General features: G+C 68.6%; 11 protein-coding genes. 8 read left to right on the top strand and 3 right to left on the bottom strand.

Annotated features, from left to right (window positions below):
* The 7 genes from Dfulv_RS34805 (at position 1) to Dfulv_RS34775 (ending at position 9934) form a co-directional block, all read left to right on the top strand.
* Positions 1–1251, top strand: a complete 1251-nt coding sequence (locus Dfulv_RS34805; RefSeq protein WP_259858064.1) for a PucR family transcriptional regulator — start codon at positions 1–3, stop codon at positions 1249–1251.
* Positions 1252–1369: 118 nt separating this feature from the next.
* A complete protein-coding gene (locus tag Dfulv_RS34800; protein ID WP_259858063.1) occupies positions 1370–2596 on the top strand; it encodes an aminotransferase class V-fold PLP-dependent enzyme in 1227 nt (408 codons plus the stop codon).
* A gap of 10 nt (positions 2597–2606) precedes the next feature.
* Positions 2607–4928 carry a N,N-dimethylformamidase beta subunit family domain-containing protein gene (locus Dfulv_RS34795; protein ID WP_259858062.1) on the top strand — a complete coding sequence of 774 codons (2322 nt, stop codon included), beginning with the start codon at positions 2607–2609 and terminating at the stop codon, positions 4926–4928.
* Positions 4925–5713 carry an SDR family NAD(P)-dependent oxidoreductase gene (locus Dfulv_RS34790; protein WP_259858061.1) on the top strand — a complete coding sequence of 263 codons (789 nt, stop codon included), beginning with the start codon at positions 4925–4927 and terminating at the stop codon, positions 5711–5713. The genes Dfulv_RS34795 and Dfulv_RS34790 overlap by 4 nt, the downstream gene beginning before the upstream one ends.
* Positions 5710–7236, top strand: coding sequence for an N-acyl-D-amino-acid deacylase family protein (locus tag Dfulv_RS34785; protein ID WP_259858060.1), 1527 nt, complete (start codon positions 5710–5712; stop codon positions 7234–7236). The genes Dfulv_RS34790 and Dfulv_RS34785 overlap by 4 nt, the downstream gene beginning before the upstream one ends.
* 86 nt (positions 7237–7322) lie before the next feature.
* The gene (locus tag Dfulv_RS34780) at positions 7323–8414 is read left to right on the top strand and encodes an alanine racemase (RefSeq protein WP_259858059.1); all 1092 of its coding nucleotides are present in this window, start codon (positions 7323–7325) and stop codon (positions 8412–8414) included.
* Positions 8411–9934, top strand: a complete 1524-nt coding sequence (locus Dfulv_RS34775; RefSeq protein WP_259858058.1) for an aldehyde dehydrogenase family protein — start codon at positions 8411–8413, stop codon at positions 9932–9934. The genes Dfulv_RS34780 and Dfulv_RS34775 overlap by 4 nt, the downstream gene beginning before the upstream one ends.
* Positions 9935–10513: 579 nt before the next feature.
* Here Dfulv_RS34775 and Dfulv_RS34770 read toward each other — a convergent pair.
* Positions 10514–11182, bottom strand: a complete 669-nt coding sequence (locus Dfulv_RS34770; RefSeq protein WP_259858057.1) for an SDR family NAD(P)-dependent oxidoreductase — start codon at positions 11180–11182, stop codon at positions 10514–10516.
* 84 nt (positions 11183–11266) lie between these two features.
* On the bottom strand, positions 11267–11761 hold the full coding sequence (locus tag Dfulv_RS34765; RefSeq protein ID WP_259858056.1) for a MarR family winged helix-turn-helix transcriptional regulator: 495 nt from the start codon (positions 11759–11761) through the stop codon (positions 11267–11269).
* A 199-nt stretch (positions 11762–11960) separates the two neighbouring features.
* On the opposite strand from Dfulv_RS34765, the gene Dfulv_RS34760 reads away from it, so the two are divergent.
* Positions 11961–12779, top strand: coding sequence for an SDR family NAD(P)-dependent oxidoreductase (locus tag Dfulv_RS34760; protein WP_259858055.1), 819 nt, complete (start codon positions 11961–11963; stop codon positions 12777–12779).
* Between the two features lie 391 nt (positions 12780–13170).
* Here the strand turns inward: Dfulv_RS34760 and Dfulv_RS34755 are convergent, their stop codons facing one another.
* Complete coding sequence (locus Dfulv_RS34755; RefSeq protein ID WP_259858054.1) at positions 13171–14028, bottom strand: MBL fold metallo-hydrolase; 858 nt, start codon at positions 14026–14028, stop codon at positions 13171–13173.
* Positions 14029–14046: the final 18 nt, after the last annotated feature.

Genomic DNA, 14046 nt, shown 5'->3' with positions numbered 1-14046 from the left:
GTGTTGGAGTCTGAGCGCACGGCGAGCGAATCACCAGATGCGGTGATCTCCCGGGTGGCCCGTCGGCTGCTCGAGGACGGCGCCGTGGACCGGCTTCAGGAAGTCTCGACCCGGCGGATCTTCGAGGTAGAACCGGCGTACGCGGCGGCCGGAGTCGTCATCGGCGAGGTCAGCCGCGCCACTCGGAGCACACTCACGCTCTCGCTGGCGCGGCTCGCCGGCGTCCCGGCGCCGGGGTCCGCGGCGACGGCGGCGGTGGACATCGGCAGGCTGCGCGCTGACCAGGAGATCCCGCTCGCGGCGGTCCAGCACGCGTTCCGTCTCGACTTCAGTGTGCTCTGGCCGGCCATCGTCCAGCAGGCGAGAGACGAGCAGCTGACCGACAGCGAGGCGTTGCTCGACGGTTGCATGCAGGTCTGGAGCGTCGTCGAGTCGATCGCCGAGGAGGTCGCCGACTCGTATCGCGAGCGGCAGCGCGAGAACATCGACGGCCGGGCCGACGCGCGCGAGCGGGCGTTCATGGAACTGCTCGAGCGTGGGGCCGGCGCGACTGCGGTGCAGATGCGGTGCGGGCGGATCCTCGGCCTGCCGCAGGACGGCACCTTCATCGTATTGACCGGTAGCTTGCCCGAGGACGAGGGGCTGGCACTGCGGCGACTGGTATCCCGGCTCGCGCAGCGCCGCGCCGGCGGCTTCGTCGGAGGGCCCCTCGAGGCGATCAGCGGTGTCCTGGACGCCTCGGCGTTCAAGCCGGCCGAGATCCGCGAGCTGCTGTCCGGCCTTGATCGTGGGCGGTTCGGCGTCGCCGAGGTGCGGGGAGACCTCGGCGAGCTGCGCCGAGGTCTGCACCTGGCACGCGTGGTCACCGAGTCGCGGCCGGCGGAATCAGCCGGGGTGCTCTACCTGTCGGACCGGTGGCTGAGCGTGTTGATGCACTCGGACCCGGTCGTCTCGAGTGCCTTCGTCTCCGAGGTGCTGGGTCCGGTCATCGAGCTGCCCGCCGACGTAAGGCGCCAATTGCTCGACACGCTTTCGGCCTATGTGCAGTTCGACGGGTCGATCGGGGAGATCGCGACACGGAAGTTCCTGCACCGCAACACGGTCCGCAAGCGCTTGGATCGGATCGAGACGCTCATCGGACGGTCGCTGGCGTCCCCGGCCGACATGGCGAAGGTCGTCACCGCGCTGGCCTGGCTGCAGGAGACCCATCCGGGGGAGTTCCTACCGACGTTCGACGGCGCCGCCCCGTAGCGCGTGAAGCCCGCCGAACACCTGCCAGCTCCCACACATGCGCGTGCAGTCGTCTCTTCGTCGAACAGTGTGCGGTTGCCCACGCATGGCGGACGGCGCCGCTCGTAGAGTCTGAGGCATGGTTGCAGCCGAGTTCGACTTACCCGCCAGCCACATCGACGTCCCGCCCGTAGCGATCGCGGCGCTGCCCACCCGGGGCATCGCCGAGGCGGAGGTACTCGCCGAAGTCAAGGACCGGTTCGGGCGCAACGACTACGGCCACGACCGCAACTTCGCGATCAGCTACTCGGGTATGCCGGCTGCGATCACGCGCAAGGTCGAGGAACTCGCGGTCGGTGAGTTTTTCGTGGAATGGGCCGACTCCGAAACGGGGACGCTCTCCATGGAGCGCGAGGCCGTCGGCATGATGGCCGGCCTGCTGGGCAAGCCCGACGCGCCAGGTTTCATCACGACCGGTGGCACCGAGTCGAACCTCGCCGCCCTGCGTCTGGCCAGGAATAACGGCAAGCGCGACGCGCCGGAGTTCATCGTCCCGGTCACCATCCACTTCAGCTTCCGGCTGGGCGCCGAGCTCATGGGCATTCACCTGGTGGAGGTCGATGTCGACGACCACACCCTCCAGCCGGACATCGCCGACGTCGAACGCGCCATCACGCCCAGGACGGTCGGACTGGCCTGCTCTGCGCCCGCAGGCAGCTTCGGCACGATGGAACCGGTCGAGGCCTTCGCCGACCTCGCCTGGCGCAAGGGGCTCTATTTCCACGTCGACGCCGCGTTCGGCGGTTTCATCCTCCCGTTCATGCGGGAGCTCGGCTACGACGTCCCGCCGTTCGACCTCTCGCTGCCCGGCGTCAGCTCCATCTCGACGGACGGGCACAAGCTGGGGCTCCTCCCGATCTCGACAGGGTTCTTCCTCGCGCGGGACGCCGAACTGTTCGAGGCGATCCCGACCGAGCGGACCCTCATCCACACCACCTCCTCCACGAAGCCGGGAAGCCGGGCGGCGGCGGCGTGGGCCGCGCTGCGCAATCTCGGATGGGAGGGATACCTGCAGTCGACTCGACACGTGCTGGCGCTGCGCGACACCATCGTCGACGGGGTCACCGCCATTCCCGGGATGTCGTTGGCCGCGCCGAAGTTCATCTCCGTCGTCGGCTTCGTCTCGTCCTCGATCGACCTCGAGCGCGTGCACGAGAACCTGCTGAAGGCCGGCTGGGGACACAGCTATGGGGTACTGCGGGGCAGACCTTTCATACGCCTGTCGATCCACCCGTCGCGGACCGCGGAGGGCGCCCGAGGATTCGTCGAGGCGTTCGAAGCTGCCGTCGCGCGCGCCCAGAGCTGAGGGCTGCCGCGTGCTCCGTCTGCTCGGCTACAGCGACCGTCTCAACGCCGGTCCCGGGGACACTGTCAAGTTCATGGTCAGCTGCGACCACAACGACTACGAGGTCCGGCTGGTCCGTTTGATCCACGGGGACACGAACCCCGCCGGACCGGGCTTCCGCCAGGAGGTGGTCCCGTCGTCCATCGACGGGCGCCGACCGGGCAAGCTCGAGTCGATCCGCACCGGCTCGTACGCACGGGTCGAGCTACCCGCGACGTCCGCCGACCGACCTGGGTTCACCTTCGCCACCTTCCTCCAGCCGACGAATCCGGCGGTGGGGGAGCAGGTCATCGCCAGCCGGGGGACGCCGTACGAGGGCGGACCGGGATGGGCCATCGCGCTCGACGACGAGGGCTGCTTCGAGGTGGTACTCGGCCAGGGCGGGGTTGCCCAGCGCCACAGGATCGGCCCGCCGCTGTCCCGGTGGCAGTGGTACCACGTGGGACTGAGCGTCGCCGAGGGGCAGATCGCGGCGTGGTGCCGTCCGGTCCGGCAGCTTCCGGGCGAGGTGCTCGTTCCCTACCGTGTGCTTGCCCTCGGCGGCGGCGAGCTCCGCACGGATGCGCCTCTGCTGCTCGCCGCGACCGTGGACGGCAGCGGAGCGACCGTGCGCCACCTGGATGGCCGCTTGGACCGGCCACGCCTGCTTGGCCGCGGTGTCGTAGCCGACGACGTCGAGCAGCTTGTGGCCGAGCCGGACGCGGCCATCGCCGACCCCGACGTCGTGGCAGCATGGGACCTGAGCCGGGACGTGAACACCGACCTCATGTCCGACGTGTCCCGGCACGGCCGGCATGGGCACCTGGTCAACATGCCGACCCGGGCGGTTGCCGGGTACAACCACACCGGCCGGGAGACCGACTTCCGTCTGGCTCCCGCGGAGTACGGCGCTGTCCACTTCCACCGGGACGACCTCGACGACGCCGGTTGGGCCGTGGACTTCGAGTTCACCGTGCCGGCGGACCTGCCCAGCGGCGTTTACGCCGCCTGGCTCCGGGCGGGGGACGACGAGGACCACATCCCGTTCGTGGTGCGCCCCGCATCCGGCGTGACCCGCAGCCGGATCGCCGTGCTCATGTCGACGATGTCCTACCTCGTCTATGAGAACTTCACCGACCTCGGCAAGGGCGTGTGGCGGGAGGACAGCGGATTCGTCGGTAACGCGCTGACGCACCCCCTCGCCGACCCGTCGCTGTTCCGCGACGTCTACGAATACATCGACGAGAACTCGCTCTACGGTCCGTACGACGTCCACGCCGACGGGTCGGGCGTCTGCTATGCGAGCCTGCTGAAGCCGATTCTGAACCTGCGGCCCAAGTTCCGGTACCGCACGATGGGTGTCCCGGTCCGGCTGGGGGCCGACCTCTACCTGGTCGACTGGCTCGAGCAACTGGGCATCCAGGTCGACTACCTCACCGACCATGACCTCCACTCCGAAGGCGCCGCGCTGCTTGAGCCGTACAACGTGGTGATCTCCAGCTCGCAGCACGAGTACTGGACGGCGGCCATGATGGACGGCCTATCCGCCTACCTCGAGCGGGGCGGCAGGCTCATGTACCTCGGTGGCAACAGTTTCTACGGCATCGTCTCCGTGGACCCGCACCGGCCGCACGCCGTCGAGGTGCGTCGTTGGGGCACCAGCTGGCCGTTCGAATCGCCCCCCGCGGAACGCCACCACAGCACAACCGGCGAGCAGGGCGGGATCTGGCGCAATCGCGGCCGCGGACCCCACGCGCTGGTCGGCATGGGAACCGCCGGTGCGGGCTTCGACCGTGGTTCGCCCTACCAGCGCATGCCCGACTCGTACGATCCTCGCGTCCAGTTCGTGTTCGCCGGCCTGGGTGCGGACGAGCTCATCGGCGACGTGCCGTCGCTGCAGGTCAGGTGGGGTGCCGCCGGGTACGAGTTCGACCGGGTCGACACGGAGCTCGGGTCACCGGCGACGACGCTCGTCCTCGCTTCCTCGAACCGGTTCAACCAGTCGCACAAGTCGCTGTTCGACGACCAGCTCTGGTACGTCCAGGGCCGCGACGGTGCATCGACCGCCGACCCGCAGGTCCCGGGAAGACCGCATCGCTTCGCACGCTCGGACATGGCCTACCTCGAGTACCCCGCAGGCGGAGCCGTGTTCGCAGCCGGCGCCATCTGCTGGCGGGCCTGCCTGTCCGCCCACGGCTACGACAACTCCGTATCCCGGGTCACTGAGAACGTGCTCCGCCGCTTCGCCGACACCCCCAAGGGCGTCTCGCCGAGTGATCCGGTCGACCCGACGACGTCACAGGGGTCCGCATGAGCAGCCGGCAACTCGCCGTCATCACCGGCGCCGGCTCCGGCATCGGACGGGCGATCGCCCGACGGCTGGCCCGCGCCGACTACACCTGCTTGCTGTCGGGGCGCCGAGCCGAGCGGCTGGCCGACACGGCGCGCCTGATCGCGGACGTCGGCGGTGAGGCCATCGTGGTGCCCGCCGACGTCACGACCGTCGGCGGCCGGGAGGTGATCGAGCAGGCGGTCCGCGCCAGCGACCTGCGTCTCTCGGCCCTCGTGAACAACGCGGGTGGCTCGTACGCCGCCGGCCTGTTCGCACAGGATCTCGAGCGCTGGCGTCAGACCTTTGCCCTGAACGTGGAAGCGACGGCTTTCCTCTCCTTCGCGCTGATGCCGATCATGCGCGACGGCGGCGGAGGGGCGATCGTCAACATCGGATCGGTCTACTCCTCGGTGGGGCTGAACAACGCCTACTACACCGCCTATCCGGCGGAGACGGACCAGGGACCGGTTCGGGCCATCGCGTATTCGGCGTCGAAGGGCGCGCTGCTGCAGGTGTCCCGCGAGCTCGCGATCGCGGCTGCGCCGATGGGCATCCGGGCCAACACCCTGTCCCCTGGCATGATCGCCATTGACGACCGGGCGCCCCTGGACGAGGCCACGGTGCGGGCACTGTCCGCACAGACCCCGATTGGGCGGTTCGGCAGACCCGAGGAGATAGCCGAAGCGACGCTCTTCCTCCTCTCGGACGCGGCGAGCTTCGTGACGGGCACCGAACTGCGCGTCGACGGTGGCTGGACCGCCTGGTGAGCACACGCGGTTCACACGACTCGGCTGCGGGGCTGTTCATCACCAATGTCGACGTGGTGGACGGACTGGGCACGCCCGCCCGGCGACGCGACGTCCTGGTAGTCGACGGGCGCATCGCCGCGGTCGCAGAGCCGGGCGACGCCTCGTCACCGGCGACCGGTGACGCCGGCCTCCGCGTGGTCGACGGAGGTGGGCGCGTCCTGGCTCCTGGCTTCATCGACGTGCACGCGCACGACGACGCCGCCGTGTTGACTGATCCGACGATGCTCTGCAAGACGAGCCAGGGCGTTACCACTGTTGTTCTCGGCAACTGCGGGATCGGTCTCGCACCGCACAGTGCGGCGCTCGGCCGACAACTCGCCGGCGAACTCGCAGCGGTACTGGGTTACGCGATCGCGCAGCAGCCTACCGGGTATGGAGACTATCTGCGGCTCCTGCATGAGTCACCCAGTGCCCTGAACCGCGCAGGACTCGTCCCGCACGGTGCGCTGCGGCTCGCTGCGATGGGCGATGCGGCCCGTGCGGCCGATGAGGCGGAGATCGACGCCATGTGCGACCTGCTCACGGCGGCGCTGGAAGCCGGTGCGGTCGGCATGTCGACGGGGTTGGTGTACCACCCGGGTCGCTACGCGCAGACCCGGGAACTGCAGCGGCTATGTGAGATTCTTGCCGCCCAGGGCGCTGTCTACGCCTCGCACATCCGTGACGAGGGAGCCAGGGTGCTCGAAAGCATCTCCGAAGTCCTCGCGCTGGGGCGCAGCACCGGATGCCAGGTCCACGTCAGTCACCTGAAGGCGACCGGGCTGGACGGGATCGACCGGATGCGCAGCGCGCTCGACGACATCCACGCCGCCGCCGAGGCCGGCGTCTCGGTGACCTTCGACGTCTATCCCTACACATCGGGATCGACAGCGCTGGAGCCGGCGTTGCGTGCCGCGACGAGTTCAGCCACCTACCCACGGGCGGTGCGCGTCATCTCGGCCCCTGACCTGCGGGAGCTGGAGGGCCGATATCTCGCCGATCTGGCCGAGGAGTGGGGAACCACGCAGGAGCAGGCCGTCGCCCTGATCGCCGAACGGGACGACTCGGTGACCGCCGTGATCGAGATGATGTCCCCGGACACGGTCGCCGCCGCACTCGCGAGCCCCCTCGCCATGATCGGTTCCGACGGTCTTCCCAACCCGCGCGGCCGGACGCATCCGCGCATGTTCGGCACATTCCCGCGGGTGCTGGGGCGGTATGTCCGACCTGAGGGATCGCTCGACCTCGTCGATGTGATCCGCAGGATGACCTCCCTGCCCGCCCAGCGCTTCGGTCTGCTCGATCGCGGCACGATCCAGGTCGGCGGCTGCGCGGACCTGGTGCTGTTCGACCCGGCGACCGTCCGCGATCGGGCCACCCACGACGAGCCTGACCTGCTCGCGGACGGCATCGAGATGGTGATCGTCAACGGTGCGGTCACTGTCGAGCGGCAGACGCCCTCCGCGGCGCTCGCCGGTGACGTCCTGGTCCGCCGGCCGTGACCGCACACTGAAAAGGAGCTTCGATGCCTAGCCCCGCGGACATGACAACATCCGGGCAGCCACCTCAGATCGAATCGCTGGGACGCGTGAGCAGTGAGATCGCGACCCCTGCGCTGATCGTCCATGCGGACATCGCCCGACGCAACGTCGCCACCTACGCGTCCCTAGCCAAAGAGCACGGCGTCAGCCTGCGGCCACACGCCAAGACACACAGGTCGGAGGTTCTGGCCGGCTGGCAGCGCGACGCCGGCGCCCAAGGGCTTACCGTCGCGACCTATCAGGAGGCCGAGTACTTCGTCGGTGCCGGTCACCGCGACGTGTTCATCGCATGCCCGCCGGTCGGTGCGGCGCGTCAGAGGGTCCTTGCCTCGCTGGTCCGTGAGGCGGACGTCGTCGTCAGCGCGGACAGCGTCGACGTGGTTGCGGCGATCGACGACGTCGGTCGCGCCGCCGGCCGTCCGGTCCGTTACTACTGGGAGGTGGACGCCGGCTTCGCGCGATTCGGTTCCGGCGCGGGCGAGGCCACTGCCGCGGAGCTGCTCAATGCGCAGCGCTATCCACACGCGACCTTCGCCGGACTGATGGCCTTCAACGGGCGTTCCTATACGGTCGAGGACGCCCGTGACGTCGCGAGGGTGAGTCGCGCCGAGACCGAACTGGTCCTGCTCACCGCCGAGATGCTCCGGACGGCGGGCCTGGAAGTGCCGGTGGTCAGCGTCGGCTCCACGCCGAGCGCGGCGACGGTCGCGGCGATTCCGGGCATCACCGAGATCCGTCCTGGGACGTACATCTTCAACGACGCCACCCAGGTCGCGTTGGGCGCCGCCACGCTCGCCGACTGTGCCCAGACGATCTGTGCGACGGTGATGAGCGCCCCCGCTGACGGGCGGATCGTCATCGACGCCGGTTCGAAGGCGCTTCCGAAGGAGATCATGAACCGTCTCACCGTCGGCTACGGGACCGTCCTCGGGTATCCCGGGCTCGTCATCGAGCGGGTCACTGAGGAGGCATCCGTCCTGGTGTGGTCAACACCCGACCATGTCGAACCGCCCCGGCTCGGTGACCAGATCCAGATCGTCAGCAACCACTGCTGCCCGGCGACCTATCTCTACTCCCACTTCCTGCTGATCGACGGCGGCGACGTCGAACGTCTGCCCGTCAACGCACGAACCCGATGACAACGGCGACGAGGAATCGAGACGGGAGGCATACGAGAGTGAGCAACGCGGTTACGGAGGTCGCGGACCTCTTCATCGGCGGCAAGTGGCGGCCGTCGTTCGGGACGGACCGGTTCACCGTGACGAGCCCGGCGACCGGCGAGGTGCTCTGGGATCTCGCCGAGGCTGTCGATGCCGATGTGAACAACGCATTCGCCGCCGCCCAGGCGGCATTTGAGCGACACGAGGGCGCCTCGCCCTACGAGCGCGCCGAGTGGTGCGAGCGTATCGCCGACCAGCTCGAGGCGCGGCTGGAACCGGTCGCACGCGCGATCTCCATCGAGCAGGGCAAGCCGCTGGCCGAGGCGCTCGGCGAGGCCGGCTCCGCGGTGGAGGGTTTCCGACTCGCGGCTCAGGAGGCGCGGGCGCTCCGTGGCGAAATGATTCCGACGCACGACACCCGCAAGCGAGTCTTTACCCATCGCCGCCCGTGCGGGGTCTACGCCATCATCACGCCCTGGAACTTCCCGCTGAACATCCCGGTCGAGTATCTGGGACCGGCAATCGCCTCCGGGAACACGGTGGTCTGGAAGCCGGCTCCCACGACGGCGGGGATCGCGGTTCTGCTCGCACGGTGCATCGAGGCGGCGGAGATACCGCCGGGCATTGTCAACCTCCTGACGGGACGCCTACCCGAGTTGGGCCGCACGATGGTCGCCCACCGGCAGGCGATCGGCATCGGCTTCACCGGTTCGAGCACCGTCGGCGCCGAAATCGCACGCACCGCGTACGACAAGCGGAAGATCCTGGAACTGGGTGGGAACGGTCCGGTCATCGTCCTACGAGAGGCGGACATCACCCTGGCAGCGCAGCAGTCTGCCGCGGCCGCCTTCGCGAACGGAGGGCAGTCGTGCGCCGCCGCCGGACGGATCCTGTGCGAGAGCAGCGTCTACGACGACTTCGTCGCCGCGCTCGCAGCGGAGGCCGCGCGGGTTGTCGTGGGGCCGCCCCTGGCGGCTGGCACTACCATGGGGCCCTGTCACACCCGTGACGTGTACGACCGGACGCAGGCCCACATCGACGAGTCGCTCGCCGGTGGTGCAACCCTGGTCTTCGGCGGCGGACCCGTTCCCGAGGCTGCCACGCTCCTGTTCAGGTCGCCGGCCGTGCTCGCCGAGGTGCCGCGACAGGCGCGGGCCAACATCGAGGAGACATTCGGCCCGCTGGCGGCGGTCATCCGGGTCGACGGTGACGCCGACATCCTGGCGACTGCGGCCATGAGCAGGTTCGGGCTGTCGTCAGCAATCTTCAGCGAGTCCTACCCGCGGGCCATTCGGCTCGCCGAACGCCTGAAGAACGGGCAGGTGGTGCTGAATGACACCAGCAACTTCTGGGAGCTGCACATGCCTTTCGGCGGATGGCCGGGCTCGGACAGCGGAACGGGTCGTCTCGGGGTGCGCGAGACGCTCCTCGGCATGACGGAGGTCCAGTCGATCTCGATGCACCTGCGGGAGGGCGAGGGCAAGCAGCAATACCGGTAACTTACCGATCTTCAGGGGTCAGGGTCTGGGTCCTATGTGGAGGTCATCCCCCATGATCTCCCAACGCCTCCATCGAAGCCCGTCCAGGGCCGTTCCCGTCAACGGCGAAACACGCCGGAGGTCTGTCGGCCGTCACCCGGGACCGGCACATTCGCCCGTATGACGATCACTACGGGCACGCTACCCACGCACCAGGCTCCCGTCGACCTCGCCCGAGGATTCCTGACGGCAGCGTGATCGGGACGTCGCTGGCCGCTTTGTCGTCGGCATTGTCATCGAGAGGGTGCCGCTGATCGTCACGGGTCTGGGCCTGCCCGCGGTTTACGGCCTGCTCGTCTTCCTCGCCGGTGTGCCACGGCGTGCCCGGGAGGCGGCCGTCGTACCCTGCACGGCTCTGGCGATGATAGAGAGTCTGGAGGCCGTCAGGGGTGAGGGCCGGCGGTCTTCAAGGTGTTCCGGCGCAACCGCGTCATCGGTTCCTACCGGCCCCTCTCCACTGGGTCAAGGTGCGGCGGCTGTCGGCGGTGATGAAGTCGGTCATGCGGGAGGCGTTCCGGTGGTTCGCAGGTGGGTGTGTAGTCAGCCGGCGATGATGTGCTCGGGCTTGTCACGTTCGATGTGCAGTGCCCAGTAGGCCTGGGCGATGTCGTCGGGGTCGGCGTACGGGATGCCCGGGGCCGGCGCGGTCGCGCCGATGAAGAGGTTGATGGCGACAGTGCCGGCGTAGATGCCCTGGTCGGCGAGGGTGTTGTGCAGGTTGTGGGCCCAGTTGCGTAGGGCGGACTGCGCGGCGTTGGTGGTGGCCAGCATCGGGTACGGGCTGATCGCGCCGCCGCCGGTGGTGAACAGCAGCGTGCCGGCGCCGGCGGCGAGCATGCCGGGCAGCACGGTCTGGGTGGCGGTGACGGCACCGTAGAGCAGGTGCTCGATCTCCGGGCGCAGGTTGTCGACGGTGACCTCGCACGGGAAGACCTGGTTGAGGCCCGCGTAGGGGGAGAACTCCAGGACGTCGATCCCGCCGAAGTGCGCGGCGGCCTGCTCGAGTGCACCGGCCAGGGCCGCCTGGTCGGCGGTGTCGGCGGGGAAGCCCGCAGCGGTGACTCCCGCGGTGGCGAGTTCGGCGACCAGCGCGTCGAGCTTGTCCTTGCTGCGCGAGACGAGGGCGACCTGGAAGCCGTGACCGCCGAAGACCTTGGCGAGCGACAGTCCGAGGCCGGGACCGGCCCCGACGATGGCGATGGTGGGCATGGGCGAAACCCCTTCGGGCATAGTGACGAGACGCCTGACACCTGCTGTCAGGGCGCGGGAAGAAGCGCGTACGGGAGTCGGTGGTTACCGGTCGAAGGCGTAGTTCAGGGGCCCGTCCGGGTCGGCGGCCTTGAGGAGGCGCTCGGCGATGACACCGAGCTGGCGCTGCTGAGATTTGGTGAGCGGGTCGAAGATGGTCCGCTGGACCTCGGCGACGTGCGCGGGGGCGGCAGCGACCACCTTGTCCCAGCCCTCGTCGGTGAGGGTGGCGAGGGTGTAGCGGCCGTCGGTCGGATCGGGCGTGCGGCGCACCCAGCCCTGGCGTTCCAGGCGGGTGACGACGTTGCCGAGCCGGGCCAGGGTGCTGGCGGTGTAGCCGGCCAGCACGCTCATCCGGTAGGTGCGATCAGGTGCCATGGACAGCGAGGACAGCACCATGTACTCGAACTGGCTGATGCCGGCGTCGCGCTGCATCTGCGTATCCAGCGTCGCGGGCAGCCTGATCAGCGCGTAGGCGAACAGATACCAGATCCGCTGCTGCTCCTCGTCGAGCCAGCGAGGTGCCTCGGTGTCGTCCATGACCCCAGCATAGCTACAAGCTTGTAGTCATGCCAGGTGGTTGTGACTTGTAGCTTGTAGTGAAGTGCTGCTAGCTTAACTACAAGCTTTTAGTGATGGCGGCCGTGCTCGCCTGGGGCCGGTTCGGCCCTACTGCCGCTGAACATCCCGCGCGAATCCTCGCCGGCCTTCCCCGCCCACCCAGATCAAGGACCACATCATGCAGAACATCATCGTCAGCGGTGGCAACAGCGGCATCGGGCTCGAGTCCGCCCGAAGCCTCCTGCGGCAGGGGCACCACGTCGTCATCCTCGGCCGTGATCCGCGTAAGGGCGAGTCCGCCCTGGCCTCCTTCGGCGCGACGCGCGAACGGGCCTCGTTCGTGCAGGCGGACCTGTCCACCCACGACGGCGTCCGCCGGGCCGCCCGAGAACTCCTGAGCACGCACGAGCGCTACGACGCGATCCTGCACACCACCGGTGTCATGACGTTTGAGGATCTGCGCACCGCCGACGGCCTGCACCCGTTTTTCACGGTCAACTACCTCAGCCGTTACCACCTCACCCAGCTCCTGCTGCCCGCCCTGCGTCACGCCGAACACCCGCGCGTGGTCATGATGACCGCTCATGTACCCCTGTCGACCCGGATCGACATGGCCGACTTCCCGCAGTACACCCCGTTCAGCTTCACCGGGATGCGTAAGCCGATCCAGATCGCGAACCATCACTACGCGGCCCACCTCGCCGCCACCGAACCCGGCCTGCTTGCCGGCGTTGTCAACGCCGGCAGCGCCCGGACCGACATTTTCCGCATGCAGCCGCGCTGGATGCGTGCCACCGCCGTCGTCCTCGGACCGCTGATTTTCGACTCCATCGACAAGGCCGCCCACAACGCCATCAACGCCACCAGTCGCCAGGACTGGCCCACGAGCTCCTATTGGCGAAAGACCGGAGACTTCAGCCACCCGACACCGATCAGCCTCGACGCCAGCCAGACCAGCGCCGTCATCGCCGCCTCCCGCGACCTGACCAGCGCCTGACCCGCCGGACCGGGGACTACCGACTACGGCCCCGCCGGCCCGCCCGGCAGTGGGGTGGCGACGTGGTCGTCCGGGGTCCGACGCGAGCGCCCGAATGGCAAGGCGGTGGACGCCGCCGAGTGCCGGGTCGTCGCCGGACGCGTGACTCGACGGACCCGGCGAAGGTTCGTGGACGCCAGTCTTGCCAGGGCTTTGAAGGCGCCGTGAACTTTCCGAGAATGTCGATGGTGCGAGGAGCGGCTCGCTGGGGTGGCTGACTGCTGCATTGAAGCGTGAAATGGCGCCTTTGAGATGAAAGGCGACCGGGGCAGTTCCGCCAAGCTTTGCCGGTCCGCCGCGGTCAGCGGCCGGACGCTCAAGCCGTTGTGCGAAACTGCCCGATCGCTTTCCTTCACGCTCGGCGCGCGACTTCCGCTCGGGCGGAGATCCACAGGGTGTGCTGCTGGTCGCGCTCGCCGTGCAGTTCGAGCATGCCGTGGACGAGGTCCTCGACGGTGCCACCGCGGTTCGCGACTGTGGTGAAGTCGCGGAGGTACTGCTGGCTCGCGGCGAGGTGCTTCGGCAGGTCGGGTGCGTCAACGCTCTTGTGACCGGCGACCACGATCTTCGGGTTCAGGGCGGCGACCGCGTCGATGCTGGCGATCCACGCCTCACGCTTTGCGTCGTCGGCCTCGAACTGCATCATGTGGACGTTGTTGTAGACGACGTCGCCACAGACCACCACGTCGGCCGACGGGACGTGGAAGACCGTCGAACCCTCGACGTCGCCCTGCCCGACGTGGATGATGTTGACGACTTGGCCGTCGACCAGGATCTCGTCGCTCGCGTATGCCTCGGGAACGACCGCCGGCTCGGGGAGTTCGCCCGGGAAACGCTTCGTCCAGTAGTTCGTCGTCTTGTTCATCTCGGCCTCCCACGCCGCGCGACCAGCGACCTCCGGCGCCGCATAACCCTTCGCCTCGGGGAAGTGCTCGAGGAGCGGGCCGAGGCCGAGCCAGTGGTCCGAGTGCCCGTGGGTGATGTAGATGCCGGTGATCCTCTTGCCGAATTGCTTGGCCCACTCGGCGATCGCGTTCGCGTGAGTGAAGGTCAGCATGGCGTCGATGAGGATGCCCTCAGTTGGGCCGGAGATCAGGGTGCAGCTCATCGGTGCCCAGGTCGCAACTTCGCCCTCGCCGAGATTGTCGGGGCTGTTGTACGGGGCCATCGGGTAGACGAAGACGTCGATGGAAAGCGGCGCGGAACCCATGTCGGATCTCTATCTGTT

Source organism: Dactylosporangium fulvum (assembly GCF_025137375.1).
GTDB lineage: Bacteria > Actinomycetota > Actinomycetes > Mycobacteriales > Micromonosporaceae > Dactylosporangium > Dactylosporangium fulvum.
This window is presented reverse-complemented; position numbering and strand designations above follow the sequence as displayed.

Coding starts and splice junctions, on each gene's coding strand:
- Dfulv_RS34800 (WP_259858063.1), top strand. CDS start 1,370: ATGGTTGCAGCCGAGTTCGACTTACCCGCCAGCCACATCGACGTCCCG.
- Dfulv_RS34790 (WP_259858061.1), top strand. CDS start 4,925: ATGAGCAGCCGGCAACTCGCCGTCATCACCGGCGCCGGCTCCGGCATC.
- Dfulv_RS34775 (WP_259858058.1), top strand. CDS start 8,411: ATGACAACGGCGACGAGGAATCGAGACGGGAGGCATACGAGAGTGAGC.
- Dfulv_RS34770 (WP_259858057.1), bottom strand. CDS start 11,182: ATGCCCACCATCGCCATCGTCGGGGCCGGTCCCGGCCTCGGACTGTCG.
- Dfulv_RS34765 (WP_259858056.1), bottom strand. CDS start 11,761: ATGGACGACACCGAGGCACCTCGCTGGCTCGACGAGGAGCAGCAGCGG.
- Dfulv_RS34760 (WP_259858055.1), top strand. CDS start 11,961: ATGCAGAACATCATCGTCAGCGGTGGCAACAGCGGCATCGGGCTCGAG.
- Dfulv_RS34755 (WP_259858054.1), bottom strand. CDS start 14,028: ATGGGTTCCGCGCCGCTTTCCATCGACGTCTTCGTCTACCCGATGGCC.